Source organism: Paraburkholderia sp. SIMBA_053 (assembly GCF_046534895.1).
In the GTDB taxonomy this organism is placed as follows: domain Bacteria; phylum Pseudomonadota; class Gammaproteobacteria; order Burkholderiales; family Burkholderiaceae; genus Paraburkholderia; species Paraburkholderia caledonica.
In genome coordinates this window covers 179,583-204,218 of the sequence record NZ_JAWRXU010000004.1, presented here as the reverse complement: position 1 = coordinate 204,218, position 24,636 = coordinate 179,583, and the positions used below count along the sequence as shown (strand labels likewise).

Annotated in this window: 23 protein-coding genes; 11 read left to right on the top strand and 12 right to left on the bottom strand. The window is 60.7% G+C overall.

The genetic code is table 11. The features are described 5' to 3' along the window. Positions 1 to 24: 24 nt before the first annotated feature. On the bottom strand, positions 25 to 672 hold the full coding sequence (locus tag SB753_RS15985; protein ID WP_020068201.1) for a helix-turn-helix domain-containing protein: 648 nt from the start codon (positions 670 to 672) through the stop codon (positions 25 to 27). 106 nt (positions 673 to 778) lie between these two features. Here SB753_RS15985 and SB753_RS15980 point away from each other — a divergent pair, with 106 nt between their 5' ends. Both SB753_RS15980 and SB753_RS15975 read left to right on the top strand, forming a co-directional pair. Then, complete coding sequence (locus tag SB753_RS15980; RefSeq protein WP_410800674.1) at positions 779 to 2,065, top strand: MFS transporter; 1,287 nt, start codon at positions 779 to 781, stop codon at positions 2,063 to 2,065. A gap of 205 nt (positions 2,066 to 2,270) precedes the next feature. Beyond that, entirely contained in the window at positions 2,271 to 3,503 is a 1,233-nt protein-coding gene (locus SB753_RS15975) for an NAD(P)/FAD-dependent oxidoreductase (protein WP_410801050.1), read from the top strand. A 63-nt stretch (positions 3,504 to 3,566) separates the two neighbouring features. Here the strand turns inward: SB753_RS15975 and SB753_RS15970 are convergent, their stop codons facing one another. Continuing rightward, the gene (locus SB753_RS15970; RefSeq protein WP_410800672.1) at positions 3,567 to 3,839 is read right to left on the bottom strand and encodes a hypothetical protein; all 273 of its coding nucleotides are present in this window, start codon (positions 3,837 to 3,839) and stop codon (positions 3,567 to 3,569) included. A 113-nt stretch (positions 3,840 to 3,952) separates the two neighbouring features. After that, positions 3,953 to 5,398: a putative bifunctional diguanylate cyclase/phosphodiesterase gene (locus SB753_RS15965; protein WP_410800670.1), complete on the bottom strand. Its 1,446-nt coding sequence runs from the start codon at positions 5,396 to 5,398 to the stop codon at positions 3,953 to 3,955. A gap of 256 nt (positions 5,399 to 5,654) precedes the next feature. On the opposite strand from SB753_RS15965, the gene SB753_RS15960 reads away from it, so the two are divergent. Then, entirely contained in the window at positions 5,655 to 6,605 is a 951-nt protein-coding gene (locus SB753_RS15960) for a LysR substrate-binding domain-containing protein (RefSeq protein WP_310069091.1), read from the top strand. Positions 6,606 to 6,704: 99 nt separating this feature from the next. Here the strand turns inward: SB753_RS15960 and mctP are convergent, their stop codons facing one another. Then, entirely contained in the window at positions 6,705 to 8,186 is a 1,482-nt protein-coding gene (gene mctP, locus SB753_RS15955; RefSeq protein WP_410800668.1) for a monocarboxylate uptake permease MctP, read from the bottom strand. Further along, complete coding sequence (locus tag SB753_RS15950) at positions 8,183 to 8,380, bottom strand: DUF3311 domain-containing protein (RefSeq protein WP_110404245.1); 198 nt, start codon at positions 8,378 to 8,380, stop codon at positions 8,183 to 8,185. The genes mctP and SB753_RS15950 overlap by 4 nt, the downstream gene beginning before the upstream one ends. Positions 8,381 to 8,708: 328 nt before the next feature. Here SB753_RS15950 and SB753_RS15945 point away from each other — a divergent pair, with 328 nt between their 5' ends. The 3 genes from SB753_RS15945 (at position 8,709) to SB753_RS15935 (ending at position 11,399) form a co-directional block, all read left to right on the top strand. Next, complete coding sequence (locus tag SB753_RS15945; RefSeq protein WP_087753900.1) at positions 8,709 to 10,130, top strand: cache domain-containing protein; 1,422 nt, start codon at positions 8,709 to 8,711, stop codon at positions 10,128 to 10,130. Then, positions 10,127 to 10,774, top strand: coding sequence for a response regulator (locus SB753_RS15940; protein WP_410800666.1), 648 nt, complete (start codon positions 10,127 to 10,129; stop codon positions 10,772 to 10,774). Before SB753_RS15945 ends, SB753_RS15940 begins: the two co-directional genes overlap by 4 nt. 97 nt (positions 10,775 to 10,871) lie before the next feature. Continuing rightward, the gene (locus SB753_RS15935) at positions 10,872 to 11,399 is read left to right on the top strand and encodes a hypothetical protein (RefSeq protein WP_410801048.1); all 528 of its coding nucleotides are present in this window, start codon (positions 10,872 to 10,874) and stop codon (positions 11,397 to 11,399) included. A gap of 53 nt (positions 11,400 to 11,452) precedes the next feature. Here the strand turns inward: SB753_RS15935 and SB753_RS15930 are convergent, their stop codons facing one another. The 6 genes from SB753_RS15930 to SB753_RS15905 form a co-directional block, all read right to left on the bottom strand. Beyond that, a complete protein-coding gene (locus SB753_RS15930; RefSeq protein WP_410800664.1) occupies positions 11,453 to 11,938 on the bottom strand; it encodes a hypothetical protein in 486 nt (161 codons plus the stop codon). Positions 11,939 to 11,960: 22 nt separating this feature from the next. After that, the gene (locus SB753_RS15925) at positions 11,961 to 12,845 is read right to left on the bottom strand and encodes an H-NS family nucleoid-associated regulatory protein (RefSeq protein WP_410800662.1); all 885 of its coding nucleotides are present in this window, start codon (positions 12,843 to 12,845) and stop codon (positions 11,961 to 11,963) included. Positions 12,846 to 13,097: 252 nt separating this feature from the next. After that, positions 13,098 to 13,436 (bottom strand): hypothetical protein, encoded by a 339-nt coding sequence (locus SB753_RS15920; RefSeq protein ID WP_087753905.1) that lies wholly within the window; start codon positions 13,434 to 13,436, stop codon positions 13,098 to 13,100. A 221-nt stretch (positions 13,437 to 13,657) separates the two neighbouring features. Next, the gene (locus SB753_RS15915; protein WP_020068187.1) at positions 13,658 to 14,731 is read right to left on the bottom strand and encodes a DUF6765 family protein; all 1,074 of its coding nucleotides are present in this window, start codon (positions 14,729 to 14,731) and stop codon (positions 13,658 to 13,660) included. Positions 14,732 to 14,956: 225 nt separating this feature from the next. Then, the gene (locus tag SB753_RS15910; RefSeq protein WP_020068186.1) at positions 14,957 to 15,358 is read right to left on the bottom strand and encodes an FKBP-type peptidyl-prolyl cis-trans isomerase; all 402 of its coding nucleotides are present in this window, start codon (positions 15,356 to 15,358) and stop codon (positions 14,957 to 14,959) included. 57 nt (positions 15,359 to 15,415) lie between these two features. Beyond that, positions 15,416 to 16,273: a carbon-nitrogen hydrolase family protein gene (locus SB753_RS15905; RefSeq protein ID WP_410800660.1), complete on the bottom strand. Its 858-nt coding sequence runs from the start codon at positions 16,271 to 16,273 to the stop codon at positions 15,416 to 15,418. A 170-nt stretch (positions 16,274 to 16,443) separates the two neighbouring features. Between SB753_RS15905 and SB753_RS15900 the strand changes: the two genes are divergently transcribed. The 5 genes from SB753_RS15900 (at position 16,444) to SB753_RS15880 (ending at position 24,008) form a co-directional block, all read left to right on the top strand. Beyond that, positions 16,444 to 19,101, top strand: a complete 2,658-nt coding sequence (locus SB753_RS15900; protein ID WP_410800658.1) for a ligase-associated DNA damage response DEXH box helicase — start codon at positions 16,444 to 16,446, stop codon at positions 19,099 to 19,101. Continuing rightward, the gene (gene pdeM / locus SB753_RS15895) at positions 19,098 to 19,760 is read left to right on the top strand and encodes a ligase-associated DNA damage response endonuclease PdeM (RefSeq protein WP_310069069.1); all 663 of its coding nucleotides are present in this window, start codon (positions 19,098 to 19,100) and stop codon (positions 19,758 to 19,760) included. The genes SB753_RS15900 and pdeM overlap by 4 nt, the downstream gene beginning before the upstream one ends. A 335-nt stretch (positions 19,761 to 20,095) precedes the next feature. Further along, positions 20,096 to 21,484 carry an FAD-binding oxidoreductase gene (locus SB753_RS15890; RefSeq protein WP_410800656.1) on the top strand — a complete coding sequence of 463 codons (1,389 nt, stop codon included), beginning with the start codon at positions 20,096 to 20,098 and terminating at the stop codon, positions 21,482 to 21,484. Positions 21,485 to 21,684: 200 nt separating this feature from the next. Then, complete coding sequence (locus SB753_RS15885) at positions 21,685 to 22,275, top strand: YSC84-related protein (protein WP_020068181.1); 591 nt, start codon at positions 21,685 to 21,687, stop codon at positions 22,273 to 22,275. A 245-nt stretch (positions 22,276 to 22,520) separates the two neighbouring features. After that, positions 22,521 to 24,008: a SulP family inorganic anion transporter gene (locus SB753_RS15880; RefSeq protein WP_410801046.1), complete on the top strand. Its 1,488-nt coding sequence runs from the start codon at positions 22,521 to 22,523 to the stop codon at positions 24,006 to 24,008. A gap of 82 nt (positions 24,009 to 24,090) precedes the next feature. On the opposite strand, the gene SB753_RS15875 is transcribed toward SB753_RS15880, so the two are convergent. After that, on the bottom strand, positions 24,091 to 24,630 hold the full coding sequence (locus SB753_RS15875; protein WP_410800654.1) for a YbaK/EbsC family protein: 540 nt from the start codon (positions 24,628 to 24,630) through the stop codon (positions 24,091 to 24,093). Positions 24,631 to 24,636: the final 6 nt, after the last annotated feature.

The window sequence follows — 24,636 nt, the reverse complement described above, 5'->3', positions numbered from 1 at the left end:
ACGCCCGAGCGCAAACGCATTCGTTCAAATGGCCCCGCGGGGACGATGTTCGTCCGTATCGACGCAGCACACGAGCGCATCGGCGTCTTCGTCGCCGACGCTCAGATAGATGTGCCCGACCGAGCTATCGAAGTAAAGACTGTCGCCCGGCATCAGCTTGAACGACTTGCCGTTCTCGAAGCGCAGTTCGAGTTTGCCGCTCAGCAGAAAAACGAATTCTTCGCCCGAGTGCCGGATGTACTCAGGGAAGTCGGATACGGCGCGGGCGTGAATGTGTGCGCGCATCGGCATCATGCGTTTGCCGGTCAGACTGTTCGCCAGCATCCCGTACTCGTAGTTCGGCGTGTCGTAAATCTGCTGCTTGCCCGCCGCCGTGAACGAGGGCTTCATCGCACCGGCGGCCGGCTTGCGACGCCGCCCGAAGATCGCGTCGAATTCGAGTTCCAGCGAATGCGCGAGCGCCGCGAACTTGTCGTAGGTCAGCGCAATGTCGCCGCGTTCCGCCTTCGAGATCGTCGATACCGCAATACCCGAGCGCTCCGACAGTTCGGCCAGCGTCAATCCGCGCGTTTTGCGCGCCTGCCGCAAATGCGCGCCCACCAGCTTGTGATCGAGCAAGGGCGGCGCTTCATGTCCTAACGCCGCCTGTTGTTTCACTGCTACTTTGGCCATCTCACCGGATTCCGCTTGCAAGGAAAATTTCTCGTATGTGAGAAATTTATTTTTTCTCGTATATGATAACTCACGTCGATTCCACCTTTTCTGTGGGAACCCTATCGTGTCTACCCTTGCTCTCAGTAAGCCCGGTTTGACGAAGACCCGCGTCATCACCGCCACGAGCATCGGCACCGCGCTCGAGTTCTACGACTTCACGATCTACAGCTTTTTTGCTATTCAGATCGGGCAGTTGTTCTTTCCTGGCGCGTCGCCGGTCAACCAGTTCCTGCTGTCGATCGGTGTATTCGGCGTCGGCTTCGTGGTCCGGCCTTTGGGCGGCGTGGTGATCGGCGCCTATGCGGATCGCGCGGGGCGCAAGAACGCGATGGTCCTGACCATCATGCTGATGGCGCTCAGTTGCGCGATGATCGCGTGCGCGCCGACTTATGCGGTTGCGGGACTCGCCGCGCCGTTGATCGTGCTCGTGGCGCGCCTGATCCAGGGTTTCGCGGCGGGCGGCGAATTCGGGCCTGGCACGACGCTGCTCGTCGAGTACGCGACCGACGACACCCGCGCCTTCTTTGCAAGCTGGAACTTCGCCGCGACCGCAGCGGGGCTCGTGCTCGGCGCGCTCGTCGCAACGCTCGTCAACGTGTTGTTGCCGAAGCAGGCGGTGCTCGAATGGGGCTGGCGTCTCCCGTTCGTGCTAGGCATTGTCGCGGCACCGGCCGGCATGCTGATCCGCAGACGCCTCGAAGAAACGCTCACCGAGCGCAAGCCCGGCGAACCCGCGCCGCGCGGCGCGCTGAAGGCCGCGCTGACCACGCACCTCAAGCTCACGATTCTCGGCACTTTCGCCGAATTGGGCGGTTCGGTTTCTGTGTATATCACCGCGTTTTTTCTGCCAAGCCATGCGGTGCGCGCGCTGCACCTTTCTTCCACGTCCGCGGTGATCTCGGGTATCGTCAGTTCGCTCGCGCTCTTCGTTTCGGCGCCGCTCGCGGGCATGCTGGCCGATCGCTTCACCCGCAAGCGGGTGCTGGTGATCTCCCGCGTGGCAATGCTCCTGCTCGTGTATCCGGCGTTTGCATTTCTGAGCGCGCATCCGTCCATGGCAGCGCTTTGCATGGTCTCGGCGCTGCTCGCGGTCTTCGTGTCCGGGCAGATCGTGCCCGTGCTGGTGATGATTCCGGAACTGTTCCCGAAACATGTGCGCGCAACGGGAATTGCGTTGACGTATGTGGTGAGCGCGTCGTTCTTCGGCGGCTTCTCGCCGTTTATTGCAAGCTGGCTGGTCGCGCGCACCGGCAATCCGCTCGCACCGGCCTGGTATGTGGCCGCTGCCTGCGCGATCTCGCTAGTACCCGTGATCTGGCTGCGAGACCGTACGGGCGAAGCGCTCGGCTGACAATGAACAGGCAACAAGCAAGAATGCAATGAGCGAACAGGCGATGACTACCGACACCGGATTGCCTGGGTGCAGAGCGGTCGAGTTGCGCCGCATGATTGGCGTGAAGACAATCGCCGGTGGAACTACTCGACGCGTACCTTATCTTCTCAACCGGTCCGGCTCGAATGGCTCGGGCCTTTCAGCGCTTTAACCGATGACTGCAATCAAATTCGATACCGTAGTGTTAGGCGCAGGCATTGTCGGCGTGTGCGTCGCCGTGCATCTGCAACAACGCGGCCGTCAGGTCGCGCTGGTCGATCGCAAGCTGCCCGGCAATGAGACTTCGTTTGGCAACGCAGGCCTGATCCAGCGCGAAGGCGTCTATCCGTATGCGTTCCCACGCGGACTCGGCGCCCTGCTTCGGTACGCGCGCAACCAGTCGCTCGACGTTCGCTACCATGGCGATGCGCTGTTCCACGCCGCGCCGTTTCTGTGGAAGTACTGGCGCAATTCCGAGCCCGCGAAACACGCTGCAATCGCGAAGTCGTACTCGACGCTCATCGAACACTGCATTAGCGAGCACCGCGAGTTGGCCGCAAGCGCAGGCGCGAGTGCATTGCTTCGGCCCACCGGCTGGATCAAGGTGTTTCGAAGTAATGCGGCCCAAGACGCGGAAATACGTCTTGCGGAGCAATGGCGCCGCGAATATGGCGTCGAATTCGAAACGCTCGACGCGGCTCGATTGCAGCAGGCCGAACCCGATCTCGACAAGGCATTGCAAGGTGGCTTGCGCTACACGCAAGCCGATTCGGTGAGCGATCCGAACGCACTCGTCACGGCCTACGCCAAGTACTTCGAGACACTCGGCGGACGCATCTTCACCGGCGATGCGAACACGCTTCGCAATGGATGGGAGGTGGCGACAGACGAGGGGACTATCGCGGCCTCTTCGGTGGTCGTCGCACTCGGGCCGTGGTCGGACGTTCTCACTTCGAGGCTCGGGTACTCGCTGCCGCTCGGCGTCAAGCGCGGCTATCACATGCACTATTCGCCAAGGGCTGGGGCACGCCTCAATCATCCGGTGCTCGACGTGGAAAACGGCTATCTGCTTGCGCCAATGGCGCGCGGCATCCGCTTGACGACGGGCGCCGAAATTGCGCTGCGCGACGCGCCGAAAACGCCCACGCAACTCGCCGCTGTCGAACCGATTGCGCGCACGCTGTTCCCACTGGACCAACGTGTCGACGATCAACCGTGGATGGGCGCGCGGCCTTGCACGCCCGACATGATGCCGGTGATCGGGCGCGCTGGAAAACATCAGGGCTTGTGGTTCGCATTCGGCCACGCGCATCACGGACTCACGCTGGGGCCAGTGACAGGCCGCCTCATCGCCGAAATGATGACCGGAGAGCAAACGCTGGTGGACCCGCGGCCGTTCAGAGTTGACCGGTTCTAACGGCGAGCGCGAGCGGCGTCATTGCCGCTCGCTTTTATCTGCGCCACCATTGGGCCGCCGGACTCAGTGCAGCGGTTGCAAGGCCGCCCAGTGGGTCCAGCCACCTTCGCTCTCAGCCGCGCTAACCCGCAACGCACGCGAGCCGTCGGCAAAAATCAGCGACTCGGTACGGCACGCGTCGCTATCGGGAATATCGCGCAAGCCCACGAAGCCATGCTCGTGTTTGAACGTCAGATTTCCTTCCCGCAGTATGCCGAGGTAAGACGGCTCCGGTTCGTCCAATGGCTGAAGCGTGCAACGGTTCAGCAACACAGCAGCGACTTCTGCATCGCACATAGTCTCTCTCCTCATTAGTGCAACACCGCCCGTGCGACGGGCACTCGATCTCGTCGTTTTTATAAAATTGATTCTAGAAGCCATGGTAGAAAACGCTACTTTTTTAGTTAGGATCACTTATGCACGTGGCAGTTCTTCATTCGCACAGGCCGCCGCGACAATCCGGCCGCGCATTCTGCAGCGTTGCATGGACGGCTGAACAGATAGCCTTGCAGCGCGTCGCAACCTATTTCGCGCAATGTAACGGCCTGCGCTTCGGTTTCCACGCCTTCCGCCGTTACGCGCATATTGCACGCGTGCGCCATTGTCACGAGCGCATGCGTGATCGCCACCGAATCTGCATCGCGCGGCAAACCCGCAACGATTGACCGGTCGATCTTCAGGCTATCCACCGGGAACCGCTTCAGGTATGACATCGATGCGTAACCGGTGCCGAAGTCGTCGATTACCAGCTTGACGCCCAGCTTCGCAAGCGCCGCAGTGGTAGAGCGCACGGCCGCGTCATCGGGCAGTTGCATGCCCTCGGTGATTTCGAGTTGCAGCGCCGAAGGCTCGAGACCGCTGTTGTCGAGACATGCAGCGACATGTCGCACCAGACGCTCGCTGAATTGCGACGGCGAAATATTCACCGAGACAGCGATGTCCGGCGCGATACTCCAGCGCCAGTCCGCAGCCTGTGCGCATGCCATCTCCAACACCCAATCGCCGATGCTTTCCATCAACCCGGCCTGTTCCGCAACCGGAATGAACTCGGCGGGTGGAACGTCGCCAAGTTCGTTGCTCGTCCACCGCGCCAGCGCCTCGACGCCTATCGTCTTGCGTGACGTCGCATCCACTACCACCTGATAGGCAAGTCTGAATTCGCCGCGGGCGAGTGCATGGTGCAACAGACCTTCGATCGCAAATCGGCGCTGCACGCCTTCCCGCATCTCGCCGGTGAAGAAGCACACGGTGCCGCGACCGCATCGCTTCGCGTGGCGCATCGCGGCCCCGGCGTCACGCATCAGGGAAGCCGCATTGCGCGCATCGTCGCCGGAGACCGCAGCGCCCACCGATGCACTCACGCGATACTCGCGCCCGGCAATCACAAATGGCTCGCCGAACGACGCGAGCACTTGCTGCGCGAATCGGGTCAGCCTCGACACATCGCCGAACCTATGCATCACGATCACGAACTCGTCGCCGCCGATACGGGCGAGCAACTCGTCCTCAGAGATGGAGCTTGCAAGCCGCTGAGCAACGCGGCGCAGGAGCCGGTCGCCGAGATCATAGCCGGCAATGTCGTTGATTCTGCTGAAGCCGTCGAGGTTGACGACCAGCATCGCAACGTCTCCCGCCTTCGCAGCCGCAAGCAAATGTCCCGCGCGCCTCGCTGCGCAGGCGCGGTCGTACACGCCCGTGAGCAGATCGAAAGACGATGCGCGCGCAACGTTTCCATGATCTGGACTTTGCGCTATCACCCCCGAATTGTGCGCATGGTGCGACGGTGCGCTGCGAGACGCAGAGCGTGACTTTGCGTGCGAACGGCTCGCCGGCAATACCGAGACTTGCTGAGTCATCGCTACGCTCCTATGATAAGCATTACACATCAACCGAAATTCAGCTTGTTTTATGCATTTACCGAATCTTCATTTACCTTAAGTACTCCGTATATCTGATCTGGTTAAAGCGGGGAGAACAGGCCGGCACTGCAACGCCGTATTCGTGCCTCCAAGATATTCCGGCATAGCACTTCTGAGAATGGGTCGCGTTGGTGAACGCGTAAAGCAACGGCAAACGCTTCGCCACGTCCCGCACAAACCGCTGGACAACATAATGAAAATTCATCAGCTACGCGCTCTCATCGCCATTGCGGATGCGGGCAGTGTCAGGGGCGCCGCGCGAGTGCTCGATTCATCGCCGGCCGCCGTCACGCAATGCATTCAACAACTGGAAGAAGCGGTACGCATGCAACTCGTTGTGCGCACATCTTCCGGCGTGACGCTTACGGCATCAGGACAAACCCTCCTCTTGCACGCGCGACTCGTGGCCGCGCAAATGAAGCGTGCGCAGCAAGCCATGAACGCAATACGCGGGGAGCCAGGCGGGCGTCTGTCCATCGCCGTGACTGCATGGGTCGCGCTTACCTTTCTGCCGGAAACAGTGGCCCGGTTTCGCGCGAAGATGCCGACCATTCAGCTGGAGCTATTCGAAGGCTTATTGGCGATCGCGACACCGCGCTTACGCGACGGCAGTCTCGACATTTATGTGGGCCGACAGGCACCGGGCGCGACAAGTTGCGACTTCACCTATCAACCGCTATTCGCATCGAGTCGCGCAGTCGTGGCGCGGCACGATCATCCGTGTGCGGAGTGCCGCTCGCTGGCGGAATTGCGCGACGCCGACTGGCTCGTCGCGCTGGACCCTGAAACCGACGCGCAAGCGCCGTATCAGATATTCGGCCGCCGCGCGTTTCCCGAGCCACGCAGTATTCACTATCTGCACTCGCTGACTGTCGCGGTCGCGCTGCTCAAGCGCACGGACATGCTCAGCATTTTTCCCTGGCCTCTTGTCGAGCTTTGTGCGGCGCGTGACGGTCTGTGTCCGATCCCGTTGCGGGACGAACTCGATGAGTCCACCGTCGGCGTCATAGTGCGCACTGGCGAGCCGGCCGATGCCGCGTCGCGATGCTTTATCGATTGCCTGATCGAAACGATTCGCGACGAATCGTGGGCCCGAACGGGCGACATTCGCCGGGCCATGCAATCGGTCGAAGTATTGGTCTAGCGCGTTTGCTGCAGGCTGCGCTTCGTTCTTTCGATCAAGCAAAAACGCCGCGGGCCTTACGGCTCGCGGCGTCTGCCAAGCTGAACAGCAACTGGACGATCAGGCGCTAACTGCCACCCGGCGCGGCGACACGGCAGAGACGACAAACGTCACGACAATGTTCACCACCAGTGCGATGAGGCCGATATAGATTGGGTACACAGCATCGCCGAGATGCAACGCAAACACCGGCTTGAGCCCCTGCGAAATTGCGAGTGCCGTGCCCAACACGATACCCACGAGCCAGCCGGCGAACAGGCCCGGCGTATTCAGGCGACGCGTGTACAACGAGAACACGATAGCCGGGAATATCTGCAGGATCCACACGCCGCCGAGCAATTGCAGGTCGATTGCATATTGCGTGGGCAGGAACACGATAAACAGCAGCGCGCCGAACTTCACCACCAACGACACGATCTTCGCGTTCGACGCCTCGGCCTCCGGCGTGATGTTCGGCGACACCAGCGGACGCCACAAATTGCGCGTGAACAGGTTGGCCGCACCGATCGACATGATCGCTGCCGGAACCAGCGCGCTGATCGCGATCGCCGCCGCGGCGAAACCGACGAACCACGACGGGAACAGGGTGCCAAAGAGGGTCGGCACAATGTCCGACGCCGACTTCACATGCACGCCGGCCGCAATCGCCATGTAGCCGAGCAACGCGATCAGACCCAGCAATAACGTATACGCCGGCAGGAAAATCGCATTCTTGCGGACCGTAGTCGCCGATGAAGAAGACAGCACCGCCGTCATCGTATGCGGATACATGAACGCGGCGAGAGCGGAACCCAGCGCGAGCGATGCATAAGCCGTGAATTGCGTCGGCTTGAGGATGATGCCGGTCGCGCCGCCCTTTGCCCTGAAGTACGTATCGGCTGCGTCGAACACATGCGCATAGCCGCCGAGCTTCGCGGGAATCAGCCACACCGCCGCAATCACGACGATATAGATCATGATGTCCTTCACAAATGCGATCATCGCCGGAGCACGCAAGCCGCTCGCATACGTATAGAGCGCGAGGATCACGAACGCGACGATCAGCGGCAATTCGCCGGTCACGCCAAGCCCCTTGATCACTACTTGCATGCCGACCAGTTGCAACGCGATATACGGCATGGTCGCGACAATGCCGGTCAGCGCGACAGCGGCCGGAAACCACTTGCCGCCGTATTCACCGTGCACGTAGTCCGCTGCCGTGATGTGGTTTTTCGCATGCGCGACTTTCCACAGTTTCGGCATGACAGCGAACACGAACGGGTAAACGATGATCGTATACGGCAGCGCGAAGAAACCATAGGCACCGACGGAATACACGAGCGCAGGAACCGCGATCACCGTGTATGCGGTGTAGAAGTCTCCGCCCACCAGGAACCACGAAATCACCGTACCGAACTGCCGGCCACCAAGCCCCCACTCATGCAATTGCGTGAGGTCGCCGCGCTTCCAGCGCGCCGCGAAGAAGCCAATCACCGTAACGAGAACAAAGAACGCGATGAAGACGGTCATCGCCACCGGATTGACGGGATTCAGATCGTTCATTTGACACCTCGATACACGACGTAAATCAGTAGCGAGGTCAACGGCACCCACAAGAACTGATACCAGTAAAAGAACGGAAAACCGGCGAACGACGGACGCGTGTCGTTATAGAACGGCAACCACAGCAACGCGACGTACGGGAGCAAAAGAATGAGCCATAGCCATGACCGGCCGGCGGTGGGGGAGGTCTCCATGTACTTCTCCTAGATCTATTATTGACACCACGCATCCGGACTTGTGGTCCGGCACGCGGAAAGCCGGCACCGGGCATCTGTTTGCAATACCCCGGGTGCCAAACCGGGTTTGCCTTTGCGCGCTGCTAACGCCTGTCAGGCGCAGCATTAACAGGGCCCGGCACAAACGTTCATACGAAATGCGCGGCGGCATGAGGGCGAAAACGGCCCGCAAAGACGCAGAACGCCGCGGGGATGTAGTATTCGCCTTCGTAAGCGTCCTCACAAGCGCGCAACTACGTAAGCCGGCTACGTATTACTACGTAGCCTACCGGCCGTTTTTTCAACGATGAAACTCAAAGCCAAGATTGTTCTGCTGGCGATCGTGCCATTTCTCGCGGCTATTGCCAGCATCGAAATCGGTGTGCGCCGCGAAGCGACCGCGCTTGCGCAAACGCAGCACGCGACGACCCAGGCTGCGTACATGACCAGCAAGGAGATCGAGCTCAAGCATTACGTGGAGTTGGCCACTTCCGCAATCGCACCGCTTTATGAAGCAAGCCAGGACAATGCGCGCGACGATGCACTGCGCCGCACGCGAGCGCTCGACATCCTTGAAAAGATGGATTTCGGCAAAGACGGTTATTTCTTTGTCTACGACATGCACGGCCGCTCGCTGATGCATCCGCGCGAACCGGACCTCGTCGGGCGCGATCTATCGGAATTGCGCGATCCGCAAGGCGTGCCGACGATCCGCAAATTGCTCGCCGCGGCGGCGCAAGGCGGCGGCTATGTGCGTTACCTGTGGCATCGTCCGTCGACGGGCAAACTGGCGTCAAAACTCGGCTACGTCGTGCCGCTCGAACGCTGGGGCTGGATGATCGGCACAGGTATTTATCTCGACGACGTCGACACAACGCTCGCGCATATCGACGAACGGGCGGCGATGAATATCGACCGCACCATGATGTGGATCGACGCGATCGCACTGGCCGGGCTCGCCGCGATTGCACTGTGTGCGCTCGTGCTCAACGTCACCGAATATCGCAGCGCGGACGCGAAACTGAAGCGGCTTGCGCAACAGGTTGTCGAGTCGCAGGAGAACGAACGCGCGCGGCTTTCGCGTGAATTGCACGACGGCATTAGCCAGATGATGGTGTCGGTGAAACTGCTGCTCGAATCCGCGCTTGCTCGCTTCGAACGCAGCGAAACCCGCGTGCCCGCCGCCGAAGCCGCGCTTTCCACGAGTCTCACGCGTCTCGGCGATACCTTGCGTGAAGTGCGCCGCATATCCCATGCGCTGCGTCCGTCGATGCTCGACGACCTTGGCGTCGCGGCAGCCATCGAACAACTCACCCGCGAACTGAGCGAACAGTCGGGAATTGAAATCGGCTTCACGCAAATTGCGCACACTCATGCGCCGGCTCTGCCCGATGCGGTCAACACGGTGCTGTTTCGTATCGCGCAGGAAGCGCTGACCAACATTGTGCGTCACGCGCACGCATCGAGCGCGGCGCTCGCATTGGAAATCGCCCACGACGCGGTCACACTGACAATCGCGGACAACGGCTCGGGTTTCGACGTTACGCACGCCTTCGTTGGCCGCCGCTCAGGCGTGGGCCTGCGCAACATGCGCGAGCGCGTAGAAGCACTAGGGGGAACGCTTGCACTCAGTTCCCAGCCCGGCCACACACTGGTCACGGCGCGCGTGCCGCTCGGCATCGGCACCACGGAGCTTCCTACCCGGAGCCTGCAGGAGACCTCTTTATGAACGACATATCGCACGCAGCGGCCCGCCTTATCCTGGTCGACGATCACCCACTCGTACGCGACGGTCTGCGCGCGCGGCTCGAAGCCGTGCGCAACATCGAGGTTGTCGGCGAAGCGGGCAATGCGCAGGAAGCACTTGCGCTCGCGGAGAGTCATGAACCTCACCTCGTGTTGATGGACGTCGGCATGAACGGAATGAACGGCATTGCGCTCGCCGGCATGTTCCATGAGCGCTTTCCCGCAATTCGAGTATTGATGCTGTCCATGCACGACAACCTCGAATACGTCACGCAGGCCGTGCGTGCAGGCGCGAGCGGTTATGTACTGAAGGACTCACCGGCGACCGAAATCATTCAGGCGATCGGCGCAGTGCTCGACGGCAAGACGTATTTCAGCGCGGGACTCGGCGCCCGCCTGATTCATGCGTCGGCCATGCAATCGCCGGTCGAGCGGCTTACGCCGCGCGAACGGGATATTCTCGATGCACTCGCCGAGGGCTTGTCGAGCAAGCAGATCGCTCAGCGCAATGATCTGTCGGTGCGTACTGTGGAGACGCATCGTCTGAATTTGAAGCGCAAGCTCGATATCGAAGGTCAGGCCGAATTGATCAAGTTCGCGGTTGAGAACCGGCGCGCGGGCCGTTAATACGAAACGATGTCCCGCTGTACACGGAGTGGAGACAAAGACAATGAGACGATTAATGCGGATGCCCGCCAGTGCATTGCAATGCGCGGCGTTATGTATGTGGGTGACGCTGGCGTCAGCGTTGGCTTCATTTTCGCCCGGCGCCCACGGCCAGGAAGAGCGTATTAATCGCGGACACGATCCGTTCTTTCAGATATCTAAAGCGATTGACGGATGCCCAGTGCCGCTGGGACCGCTCGAAACCGAACAGGAATGGCTGGACGAAAGTCATTACCGCATCGAGCGCGGCAACAGTTGCTGGATAGAAGGCCGCTGCCGTTTATCGAACGCCTATTTGTACGACGCTGAAATCGCCGAAGCCGTACAGCGGCGTCTGGCCAATATCAATACCGCTACGCATTGGCGCGAACAGTCGGCGTTGTGGCTCACGTTGCAACGCCGTTTTATTTATGTGCAGGGTTGCGTTGCTGCAAGCTTCGACAAGCAGACATTCCTTTCCGAACTCGCGAAAACCGCCGACGTTGAACGCGTGATCGACGACACGACCAGTAATCCCCACGCCGCAAGACTGCCGTATAAAACGCTTGCGGACCCGGACCGGCCTGTAGTCGATCCGGGCAACTAGCGCGAAGAATGGTGAGCCGCGCCGCACGCTTATGGACACTGCGGTCGATTTGCCTACCGCACCAGCGCAAATGCTTCGCGGCTGGCGATCTCCGCCGCGCCATATACGCCGACCACGGTGTAATCAGAGGCCACACATTCGAACGTCGATTGCTGAAACGTAATGACGAAATGGCGCCTCGTGAGTTCCGGTGACGAAACTGCGGAAAGCTCTTCGACGAGAGACGAATTGATGACTTCGTGGACCGAGAAAGCAGCGAGGCCTTGCGACGCAAGCGGGTGAATCTGCATATCGTGCTCGCCCGGCGGCCCAAGTCGATGAAACGTGGTGTCGGGAAACAGCACCGTGCAGAAAGGGTCGTCGTCCGGATCGAATGGACCAAACCGTTCGAAGTCGGACTCCGCAATGGGATAAGCGAGAATCACACGGCGGTCGCTCGCGACAATGAACGGTTCGGCAGCGTCGTCTGCGGGATGAGGAACTGAGTCCAGCAGAAGAACCTGGTCCTCCTGCTGGGATGATTGGAGCGCGTTGGTCATGTACTTCGTTATTCCAATACGCTTATGCGCCGGCTTGCACGGTGGAAGCGACCGGTGCGGACGCGCTTACTGCTGCCGTTTCCGCTTTTGCCGCCCTCTTGCGGCCTGGTGCCTTGCTAGCGGCTTTCGTTGCAGCTTTCGTTCCGGCGTTTGTTGCAATCTTTTTCGCGGCCTTTTTTGCGGTCGCCTTTCGCGCAGTAACTTTCTTCGCGGCTGACTTTTTTACAGCGGCTGTTTTGGCCGTTATCGATTGCGCTCCCGCCTTCGCCTTTTTCGCCACGACTTTTTTCGCGGCGGCCTTTTTACTGACAACGCCGCTCGTGGCTGCCGACTTCGCCTTGCCTGCCGTTTTCTGGCTGGCGGCGCCAGACGCCGGTGCTGCACTGCTGTCTATCAGGAACCTCGTGCGATCCTTAACCGATGCGAGCCATGCGGGCGCAGGGCCGCGTCCGCTCCACGTCGCACCAGTGGTGGGATGACGATACTTGGGCGGTTGCGCGCCTTTGGGCTGACCTTTGCCTTTCGCGCCACTAGCGACAAGCTTCGTGAATCCGTTCGATTCGCTTGCACCGTCGATCAGAAACACGCTTCGGTCTTTCGCACTGACAATCCAACCCGGCGCGCGACCGTGTCCGGTCCAGGTCGCGCCTGTTTTATGATCGCGATACTTGGGTACTTTCTGGCCGGCAACTGCAAGCTTTGCCTTGCCGCTTCCACTATTGCCATTAAGACGATTGGCTTCGCGCCGCGCTTTTGCTTTGGCTTCGATATCTGCGGTGGTCAGGCCGTGCTTGAGCATCAGGTCGCGGATCTGGTCGATTGCGACTTGTGCTTTCCTTGCAATCAGGATGTCAGCTTGCGCCTGGAGCTTCTTAAGCTTTGCCTGGATCTGCTCTAACGTGGGCATTGAATTGCTCCTTATGTGGTAATCGATCGAACTATGCCATGAATAGCGTCAGAAAGGCATAGTCGAGTGGCCGTAAAAACCCGAGTTTATTTCCGCTATGCGTGCCGGAGTACGAAACTTTTCTTCGATGCACTCAATAGACGCCTTTTTCGAGCTTTCGTTCTTTGCCCTCGATCTTTTTTGGTCTCCCTATCGGCTTACTTCTTTCTGCTATTCGCCTTCTCTTTATATTTCCAATTGTTGCAGCACAAATCATATCGGCGTAAACACAGCAACCTGACGGTCGGCAATGTATCTGACGCCGCGCAAGAAGCGGTACTGCTGGTCGTCGGCGGTGATCCGGTTGAGGCCGATTCTCGTCAACGCCAGGATCTCGTCCGCCTGCTGGGCAGGTATGACGCCTTCGTCCCGCAGGTCCTCGAAAACGCCGGACGGATCGCCGACATAAACGCTGCGTACCTGCGTACCTATCCGCATCAGGACCACGCTTTCCCCCTCGTCGAGCGCGAGTTCCAGGTAGCCGGCCAGTGTTCGCAACGACTCGGGCGTGCAAGTCTGCGACTGATAGATCGCAGCATTCGATGGCGTCATGTCGGTACCCCGTTACCTATATAAAGAAAGAGCCGCCACTATGCGTCGCGGCAGTACTCGCTTCTACTATAGGCAAGCATTCGAATATTCAAAGCCTTCCAGTTCGTTTTTTAACGCCGCTTTGGCCGGTAACCATGCGTTACTTGTCTTGCGGTGCCGTTTTACGCGTGTCCAGCGCGCAGGTCAGCCTCCCAAACGTGAGCTTTAAAAAGCGATGCGCGTCAGGCAATCCGCAGGCCATAGGCAGGCAGAATCTCCTGGGTCGTCAAAAAACGGTGCTGTTTGACGGCGTCGTGAAAGAGCCGGTAATCGCTCTTTTCGAATGCCTCGGTCCATACCGGTTTGTCGCCGGAGTCGTCTTCAGAACGAAGACCGGTGGCTTTGTATTTCCATGAGCCGACGCCCTTGGGGACGTAATCGGGAATGGACTCTCTCAAGCCGGGAATACCGCCGTTTCTGACTACCTCGCAGACAGCGCGCAGGCGCTCGTTGTCGTCCATGATCCGGTTGGTATCGAGCAATTCCGTCACGGCCTCTTTGACGTTTTCCGGCAGCCCCGCTTCGTTTTCAAAGTCTTCTCGCCCGGCAACGTACGCGCGCACCGCACGGCACGCCATATCCGCGGCCGCGACGAACTCGGGCAGGTTATGTCTCTGTATCAGCGTGTTGCGGCCGTCGATGTAGTGCCACTTTGCCCACGGCTGATCCGGATAGTGCAAGGCAGCACCGTGTCCGACGGGTAGGGCAAGCGTAAGAACGTCTTCCTCGACGTGCTGGATCAGGTGCTGCATCGCGAGCGTGAGGTTGGCAAGCCAGCCATGACGCGTGCAATCCTGCGCCACGAGTGAATGAACCCGGTTCCCCGGACTTTCGATACCGGCAAATCCCTGATGCGCCCATGTATCGACATACGTATGAAGCGTGACGCCGAGACGATGCAAGCCCATCTCCGCGCCGCGCTGACGGATGGCTCGCCGCACGACCTCGCGCGCGACTGCGCTGTCCGCACGGCACACGGCTTTTTCCTCCAGCGTTGCGCCCACTCCTGCCGGCAGAAAATGGAACGGCGCCCATACGAGCCGGTTCTGGTCGTTCTCGGTGTTGGCGTAGTCGAACGTCTTATGGGCGGTGGCGAAGCGCTCGAACGTTTCTCCGCCCTGGAAACGGAGGATGCCCGGCGTGGTTGCGTCGTCGACATACTGGCAGGCATGGGCGACAGTCAGCGCCTCGCTGGGCGTCATCCCGCCGACTCGGGCAACGATATAGACCACGCCGTAGTGGAAGTCGATGTTCATGGCATACGCTCCTCATGCACGATGAATGACAACAACAGCATTGGTAAACGAGCGAGTGGGCGCCGACTTAAAAGCATGTCGCCGCTTGCCGGTATTCTTTCTTATTGTTCGATGATGTTTTCCTGTCCGCGTGCGCCAACTGGCATTGCCCCAATGCCATGCCATAAAAAAACCCCGCTGCGTTATCCGTAGCGGGGTCTGTTTTTCAGCGCATTGTGCGCCGCCTTATTTCACTATGTCGACCAGCTCGACTTCAAACGTCAAGTCGCTGTTCGGCGGAATAACGCCCACACCGCGGCTACCGTAGGCGGTAGCGGCTGGGCAGGTCAATTTGGCCTTGCCGCCCACTTTCATGGTCTGAACGCCCTGCGTCCAGCACGGAATCACACGGTTGAGCGGGAATGTCGCGGCGCCGCCGTGCTTTGCGGAAGCGTCGAATTCAGTGCCATTGGCAAGCGTGCCACGATAGTTGACCTTGACGACATCGGTGGCCGCGGGCTGCGCGCCGGTACCCTGCACGAGGTGCTCGACGATCACGCCTGAAGGCAGCTTCTCCGTAGCCGGAGCGGCGGCCATTGCGGTGGACGAAAGTACAGTGGCAGCGAGCAGAGCAACGATAGATTTCAAAACGAATCTCCAGATGGGTAGTACAGATCATTCTAGCGCAACGACTGCTGCGTGCCGTCAGTCTATCCGCCTTATTGCATGGTCGAGCGTCGGCGCGTCGACATGCGCGACGAAGTCCGCAAGTGCCGTTTCGCGTTTCCGGACATCGGCAAGAACCGCAGGGTCGAGTAAAGCACTAATCACTTCTTCCCGCTCGCGACCGGCTTCTGCAATCACGTCGCCATACGGACTCCAGATCGCGCTCGCGCCACACGTATCCCAGCCGCCGGTGGTACCGATATGGTTGGACAAGAGAACATACATTGTGTTGTCGAACGCGCGTACAGGGAACCAGATACGTGACTGGTGATAGCCGGACTTGACGCTGAATAGTCCGCTGACCAGATAGGCATGCGCACCGCTCACAGCCGCATGACGTGCATGTTCGGGAAAGCCGGAGTCGTAGCACACGCCGAGCGCGAGCCGCCATCCGTCCAGTTCCAGCATGCAGCCTTGCGTGCCTGCACGGTAGATTTCCGCTTCGCTTTTATACAGATACTGCTTGTGGTAAGACTCGACGTCTTCGCCGCGACGATCGAACACGAGCGATGAGATGTGCAGTCCATCGGCGTCGCGCGTGGCCGCGCCGACAATCGCCGCAATGGCGTGCCGGCGACATGCTTCGCGAATCGGGTCGAGGCGCGAATCCAATTGACCGAATGCGTATTCCGACGGGTCGCCCGCAATCAGGCCGGGTTCATACCCGCTCAAGAACTTCTCGGGAAAAACCACCAGTCTTGCGCCGCGGTCGGCGGCACGACCGGTCAATTCGACCGTCTTTGCTATGTTTGCCGTCACGTCCCCGCAAACCGGTTGCGCCTGCGCAGCGGCAATTTGCAATGGCACTCGAGGCAACGACGCGAGCTTGTTATTCACCGTAGACTCCGTTATCAACGCACATGTGAAGCCACGGCATTTAATCACGGACGGTCACAAAGTGGGAGTGCGAGGATATGGTGAACCAGCACGGTACATGCATGGTCCACACAGAAGCTGCATTGCGAAGAATCGCTGCGATGCGAACCCGATGCTAGTGAGCGCTTCCGATGAGTGAACCGGCCGATCCCGACAACCGCGAAGTTCCACCGCCCACGGCCATGCCGGAGCGGCGTCGCGCGCCCCGGCCGCGACGCATTCCGCGCAGCCGCGAGCAGCAGGCGCGGCTCGACGCGCGTGAGCCGGCATTCGAGCCGCTGCCTTTTGCCATCGACGAAGATGCGGCGCGCCGCCCTTTCGCCGACAAGCTTCACGCGTGGTTCGAGGCGCGCGGCTGGCAGCCTTTCGACTTTCAGCGCGAAGTCTGGCGCGAAATGGAACGAGGCGCGAGTGGGTTGCTGCACGCAACCACCGGGGCGGGCAAGACGTGGGCCGTATGGTTCGGCGCGCTTGCCGCCCTTTCGTCGAGCGCGTCGCCCGCACCCGCTGTCACCCGAAAACGAGCGGCAGTTACTCAGCCCGAACCACTCACGGTTCTCTGGATCACGCCGATGCGCGCACTCGCGGCCGACACCGCGCGTGCACTGCAAAGCTCGGCAACCGAACTGGCCGTGCCATGGACAGTGGGTCTGCGAACCGGCGACACATCGTCCGCAGAACGTGCGCGGCAGAATCGGCGCATGCCGTCCGCGCTGATCACCACACCCGAGAGCCTGTCGCTCATTCTGACGCGAGCCGACGCACGCGAAGTACTGTCGCACTTAAAGTTCGTGATCGTCGACGAATGGCATGAGTTGCTCGGCAACAAGCGCGGCACGCAGACGCAACTCGCGCTTGCGCGGCTCGCGCGCTGGAGACCGGAACTGCAGGTTTGGGGTTTGTCGGCGACACTCGGCAACCTTCCTTTCGCAGCCGAAGTACTCCTCGCGCCTGTCAGAACGCCGCGCGTGAGCGTGCACGGCAAGCTGCCCAAAGCATTGATCGTCGATACGGTTATTCCGGAGACCATCGAACGATTTCCGTGGGGCGGTCATATGGGCATGCGGCAGGTCGAGGCGGTCGCCGATGCCATTGGCGAAGCGCATACGTCGCTCGTATTTACGAACACCCGCTCGCAATGCGAGGTCTGGTATCAGGCACTGCTCGAAGCGCGGCCCGAATGGGCGGGTGCAATTGCATTGCATCACGGCTCGCTCGATCAGGAAGTCCGCGAGTGGGTCGAGCGCGGCTTGAAGAGCGGCTTGTTAAAAGTAGTTGTATGTACATCGAGCCTGGATCTGGGCGTCGACTTTCTGCCGGTGGAGCGTGTATTTCAGATCGGCTCGCCCAAAGGCGTCGCGCGTTTGATGCAGCGTGCCGGCCGCTCCGGCCACGCGCCGGGGCGGCCGTCGCGGGTGACGATCGTGCCCACGCACGCGCTGGAACTCGTCGAAGCGGCCGCGGCGCGGGAAGCGGTTGAAAAGCGGCAAATAGAGGGCCGCGAAACGCCGGAAAAGCCGTTCGACGTCCTGGTTCAACACCTGGTGACCGTGGCAATCGGCGGCGGTTTCGACGCGCGTGAGCTTTACGATGAAATTCGCACCGCGTATGCGTACCGGCATCTCACGCAAAATGAATTCGATTGGGCACTAGGCTTCGTCGAGGGCGGCGGCACCGCGTTGCGAGCGTATCCCGACTATCATCGCGTGGTGCGCGAAAGCGACGGCTTCTACCGCGTGCCACGCGAGGACCTCGTGCGACGGCATCGCAACAACGTCGGCACTATCGTCGCAAACGGCACGCTGAATGTCGCTTATCTCGCGGGCGGACGCATCGGCGCAATAGAAGAGTCTTTTGTTTCGCGACTTAAGCCGGGCGATATTTTTACCTTTGGCGGACGGGCGCTGGAACTGATTCGGGTGCAGGACATGACCGCATGGGTCAAGCGCGCGACGTCTGGACGCGGTGCAATGCCCCAATGGGCGGGCAGCCGCATGCCGCTTTCCTCTGAACTCGCCGAGGCGACATTGACAATGCTCGCGCGCGCCGCTGGCGGCATCTATAACGAACCGGAAATGCGCGCGGTTCGACCGCTGCTCGAATTGCAGCAGAGGTGGTCGGCGTTGCCGGAGCCCGGCGTGCTGGTCGCAGAAGTACTGAAATCGCGCGAAGGGCACCACTTTTTCTGTTATCCATTTGCGGGGCGCACGGCGCATATCGGTCTCGGCGCATTGCTCGCGTGGAGAGTGGCGCGAGAGAAACCGGGCACGTTCTCCATTTCAATGAACGACTATGGTTTCGAGCTGTTGTCCGCGCAACCATTCGATTGGGCTGCGGAACTCGAAAGCGGTTTGCTGTCCCCTGAAGAACTCGACCACGACATACTTGCGAGCCTCAATTCGTCGGAGCTCTCCAAACGGCGTTTCCGCGAAATTGCGCGGGTGTCAGGACTGGTATTCCAGGGACATCCGGGCCAGCAGAAGAGCGCGCGGCAATTGCAGGCTTCCAGCGGCCTGTTTTACGATATCTTCCGCAACCACGACAGCAGCAATTTACTACTCAATCAGGCAGACGCCGAAGTGCTATTGCAAGAACTCGACGCCAAACGCATTCGCTCCGCGCTCGAACGGATGAATGAAAGCCGCCTCGTTCTCACGCGCCCGAAAAAACCAACGCCGTTTGCGTTCCCGCTGATAGTTGGACGCTTACGCGAAAAAGTCAGCACGGAGAAGCTCGCGGATCGCGTCGAGCGAATGCTCGCGGAACTGGAAAAGGCGGCTCGCACATGAAGCCTGCTTCGTTGCAGGTCGACATCGCCAGACATGCACTCGTGCTGTCGAGCTTGCGCGCCGCGTTCGATCCCGCGCTGCGCTGCCTTTTCGTTGCGGACGCGCATTTTGGCAAGGACGCGGTATTCCGCGCGCGCGGCGTTCCCGTGCCAGTCGGCTCGACTGCCGACAACCTGATGCGCCTCGACATTCTGATCGCCGAATTCGAACCGACCACGCTCGTATTTCTCGGCGATCTGCTGCATGCGCGCGAGGCACACGCCGACGAAATGCTCAATGCGTTGCACGTCTGGCGCGCCCGGCATGCGGCTTTGCGGGTCGTGCTGGTTGAAGGCAATCACGACCGGCATGCGGGCGCCTTGCCCGCTACACTCAATGTCGACTATGTGCAGGAGCCTTGGCGCATAGGACCGTGGGCGTTGTGTCATCACCCACAGAATGTCGAAGGTGCTTATGCACTCGCCGGCCATTTGCATCCCGTCTATCGAATCGCAACACGCAACGACTCGGTTCGCGTGCCGTGCTTTCGTTTCGGCCCGCGACACGGCGTATTGCCCGCATTCGGCAGCTTTACCGGCGGCGCACGCGAAGACGGCCGCGCCAGTGGCGAAAGAGTCTTTCTCGTGGTTCACGAGAAAGTGATCGAGGTGCCTGGCTGATCATCCGGGCTGCACACGGCTGCGTCGTTTTTGTCATATGTGTCGTAGCGCAACGCTCGCACAACTGCCGATCCAACACTTTCAGACACGACCTTTTCCGCAAGCACATGCACCATTGACCACGCGAGCGCCGCTGTAGTGCCGCCTCGTGTCTGTGGACGCCCGCGCTGCGGGCTTCCGCACGAGCGTCGAGCCGCACGCGGGTTTACGTGCGTTTGACTAAATAAGACAGCCCCGTTTACTGAACGCTGAACCAAGCTGTCAAGATTCTTGCGATCTACCTGGTCAGTCAACGGTGCTCGACGAGCGCCCTCACCAAACCTTGGAGACAAACCATGGCTCACGTGTCGAACAGCGCTATCGAGGAACTGAAAACCGCTGTACGCGGGCAGCTGATGTTGCCCGACGATGCCGGTTTTGACGAAGCACGCAGCATCTGGAATGCAATGATCGACCGGCGCCCTGCGATGATCCTGCGCTGCGCGGGTGTCGCCGATGTGCGGCGCGGCGTAGCCTTCGCGCGCGACAACGGTCTGCCGCTTGCGATTCGCGGCGGCGGTCATAACATTGCCGGCAGCGCCTTGTGCGACGACGGTCTCGTGCTGGATTTCTCGCTGATGAAATCCGTGCGAATCGACCCCTTCGCGAAACGCGCGTACGTCGAACCGGGCGCGACGCTCGCCGACTTCGACCATGAAGCGCAGGCCTTCGGACTCGCGACGCCGCTGGGCATCAACTCGACTACGGGCGTCGCAGGCTTGACGCTAGGTGGCGGTTTCGGCTGGCTTAGCCGCAGATACGGCATGACGGTGGACAACCTGATTTCAGCCGACGTCGTCACCGCCGATGGGGAATTGCTGCGCGCCAGCGCCGAATCGAATGAAGACCTGTTCTGGGCGATTCGCGGCGGCGGCGGCAACTTCGGCGTGATTACGTCATTTGTGTTCGAGCTGCATCCGGTAGGACCGATGGTGTTCGGCGGACTCGTCGTATTACCGCTCGATCAGGCGCGGGACGCGCTCGTCAAATATCGCGCAGCAACGCCGGACATGCCGGACGGACTCAGTGTGTGGGCCGTTCTGCGCCTTGCGCCGCCCCTGCCGTTCTTGCCCTCCGACGTGCACGGCAAGCCTGTCATCATCTTCGCAATGTGCTACACGGGCCCGACCGCAAACGGCCCTTCCGCCGTCGCGCCAGTGAAGACGTTCGGCACGCCGGTCGGCGAACATCTCGGCGAAATGCCGTACGCGATGTGGCAAAAGGCGTTCGACCCGTTGCTCGCGCCGGGATCGCGCAACTACTGGAAGTCCCACAACCTCGCCAGCATCGACGATGGCCTGATCGAGGCACTGCTTCAGTCGATCCAGAATCTGCCGTCTCCGCAGTGCGAAATTTTCTTTGGGCAGATTGGCGCACAAACGCAACGCGTACCGGTGAGCGCGACAGCGTATTCGAGTCGCGATACTCAATACGCGATGAACGTGCATGGCCGCTGGGAAGATCCCGCCGACGACGACCGTTGCATATCCTGGGCGCGCGCATTCTTCGATGCATCGGCGCCATTCTCGCTCGGCAGCGTCTATGTCAACTTCATGACGCAAGAAGAAGCGGGCCGCGTCGCCGACGCGTATGGTCCGAATTACGAACGGCTTGTAGCCGTGAAAAGCCGTTATGACCCGCACAATCTATTCAGTCACAACCAGAACATTCGCCCGGCCGTATAGCGGCGGAACGTGAAATTCGACATACCCGCGCGCGCGAACCCCGCGCCACGCGGGGCCTCCATGCCGTCTTTGCGCACGCGGCATGCGCAGGCACAGGAAATGCTGCATCATCATGGACACCGGTCTAACGGCCGGCGTCATGGCATTACCGTTTCATCGATAAAGAAAAACCACCTCGATAACGTAAAAGGACAAATAACATGCGCAGACGACAATTCATCACGACGGCCGGCGCGGCTTTCGCTACCGCGGGTCTCGGCCTCGCCGGTTGCACCACCACGTCCTCGTCTTCGAACGCGTCGGCGTCCGCCAACGCCAGCAAGCGCGACACGATCAACGCGGGTGTCGATTCAACGCTGTCGCGTCTGTATGCGAACGTCGGCGGCTCGCGTGAACTCGTGGCGAAAGCGCGCGGGGTGCTGGTGTTTCCGTCGGTGATCTCCGCGGGCTTCTGGGTCGGCGGCCAATATGGCGAAGGCGCATTGCGCGTGGGTGGCCGCACGAGCGGCTACTACAGCACAGTGGCCGGCTCGTTCGGCTTGCAGATCGGCGCACAGTCGAAAGCGCTCGTCTTCCTCTTCATGACGCAGGAAGCACTCGACAAATTCCTCAACAGCCAGGGTTGGGCAGCCGGTGCAGACGCAACCGTTGCCGTGCTAAAGGTCGGCGCGAACGGCGCGATCGATACGTCGACCGCGACGAGCCCGGTCGAAGCATTCGTTCTGACGAACGGCGGCCTGATGGCCGGCGTATCGCTCGAAGGCACGAAGGTTTCGCGCCTGATCATCTGATCGACGTGAGAAGCCACGCGGCCGCATTGCGGACCGCGTGGCGACGGTCTTGCGCTTCTCCGCGCGAACCAGCGCGATCCATCGCGAACGCTGAGAGCGTCACCGGTCAAAACCGCTGACCTGCTGTAAAATCCCCCCTTTCGCAAACGCCCGGCCCCCGAAACACCTCAGGCCAGGACGCTCATGTTGCCAGGCATCCGCATCTGCAGATGCAACGTTCGCCGCGGCAAACCACCTCGCTCAAGATGAATACCGCTAGCCCTACTCACGGTTGGCCCGCAAGGCTTTCCGGAATCCGCGCCAATGTGCTCGCGGGTCTGACCTCGTCGTTCGCGCTGGTTCCCGAATGCATCGCGTTCGCGCTCGTCGCGCACCTCAATCCGCTCATGGGCCTGTATGGCGCGTTCTTCATCTGCACGATCACTGCACTCTTCGGCGGCCGTCCGGGAATGATTTCGGGCGCGGCCGGGTCGATGGCGGTTGTTATCGTGGCGCTGGTCGTTCAGCACGGCGCACAGTATCTGCTCGCTACCGTCATACTCAGCGGCGTTCTGATGGTGCTGTTCGGCGCATTGCGGCTCGGCAAACTGATCCGCATGGTCCCGCATCCGGTCATGCTCGGTTTCGTCAACGGACTGGCAATCGTAATTGCTACCGCGCAGCTCGCGCATTTCCGGCAGAGCACGCCGCAAGGCGAAGCATGGCTGCACGGCAGCGCGCTCGCGATGATGTGCGGCCTCGTCGCGCTCACCATGCTGATCGTTTATGTACTGCCGCGCGTCACGCGGGCAGCGCCGCCCGCACTGGTAGCGATCGTAGGCGTCGGCGTATTTGCTCAACTGCTGCATCTGCCTACGCGCACGCTCGGCGATATGGCGCACATCGCGGGCGGGCTGCCGGGTTTCAATCTGCCGGACGTCCCGCTGAACCTGGAGACGCTGCAAGTCGTGCTGCCGTATGCGGTGCTGATCGCAATTGTCGGTCTGCTGGAAACGCTGCTGACATTCAATCTGACCGATGAGATCACCGAGACCCGCGGTCAGCCGAACCGCGAATGTCTCGCCTTGGGCGCGGCGAATATCGCCTCGGGTCTGTTCGGCGGCATGGGCGGTTGCGCGATGATCGGCCAGACGATGATCAATCTGAATTCGGGGGGACGCTCACGCCTTTCGGGCATTGTCAGCGGCGTGATGATCCTGATGTACATCCTGTTTCTGTCGCCGCTCATCGAACGCATTCCTCTTGCGGCGCTCGTCGGCGTGATGTTCGTGGTCGCGCAGCAGACTTTCGCATGGGGTTCGCTGCGCGTGCTCGGCAAAGTGCCGCGCAACGACGCACTCGTGATCATTGCGGTCACGCTCATCACCGTGTTTTCCGATCTGGCGATCGCCGTGCTGTGCGGCATCGTGATCGCAGCGCTGAATTTCGCGTGGCAGCACGCGCGCGAAATTCACGCGCATATCGAAGACCGCGCCGACAATAGAACCTATGTGCCGCGCGGCACGCTGTTCTTCGCTTCCACCGCGCGTTTTCACGAGTTATTCGATCCGCAGCAAGATCCGGCGGACGTCACGATCGATTGCAGTCATCTGCTGCTCGCAGATCATTCCGCGCTCGCAGCGCTGCAAGGTCTTTACGAGCGTTATCGCAAAGCCGGCAAACAGCTTCGCGTGAAGAACCTTTCCGAGCATAACCGGCGCTTGCTGAGCCGCGCGGGTGTCGGGTTCGCCTGAGGGTTCGCCTCTGGGGTCTCTTGCCTCGCGCTCATGCGGCGTGCTCCTGCGGCGTGCTCCTGGATGGGCACGCCGACGAGATTCACTCCGCGGGCAACGTCAGGTCGGCCACCTCGCAACGCGGCCACTGACGCAAGACGTCGGGCGCCAGCAGAAGCTTCGCCGCGCGGATGCCCGCTCCCATGACGATCTGCGCGCGCTCCATCACGGCGGCATCGACGAGAATGCGCCAGTCCGCCGGCAATCCGAAAGTCGTAATGCCGCCGAACTCCATTGCGCTCAATTCGACCGCCACCTCACGCTTGGCGAACGACAGCCGCTGCGCGCCGAGCGCCGCCTTCACCGCTCCGTTGACGTCGAGCCGCAACGACCCAAGCGAAACGAGCGCTGCATAGTGCTCGCCGCCGTCTTTTTTATAGCGCACCACGATCGTATTCGCGCAGTCTTCAAGACCAAAACCGTAGCGCGCGCTGAAGGCGGCGGTGTCCGAAGCGTCGTCGGTCACGGAGAAAACCGTTACGCCTTGCGGCGGCAACTGCGCGAGAACATGCGCGGGCAGATGCGCGGCGAGTTCTTCTGCGGGGATCACGTCCAACTGCGTTAAGGCTTCGTGCGAATGCATGGCAGT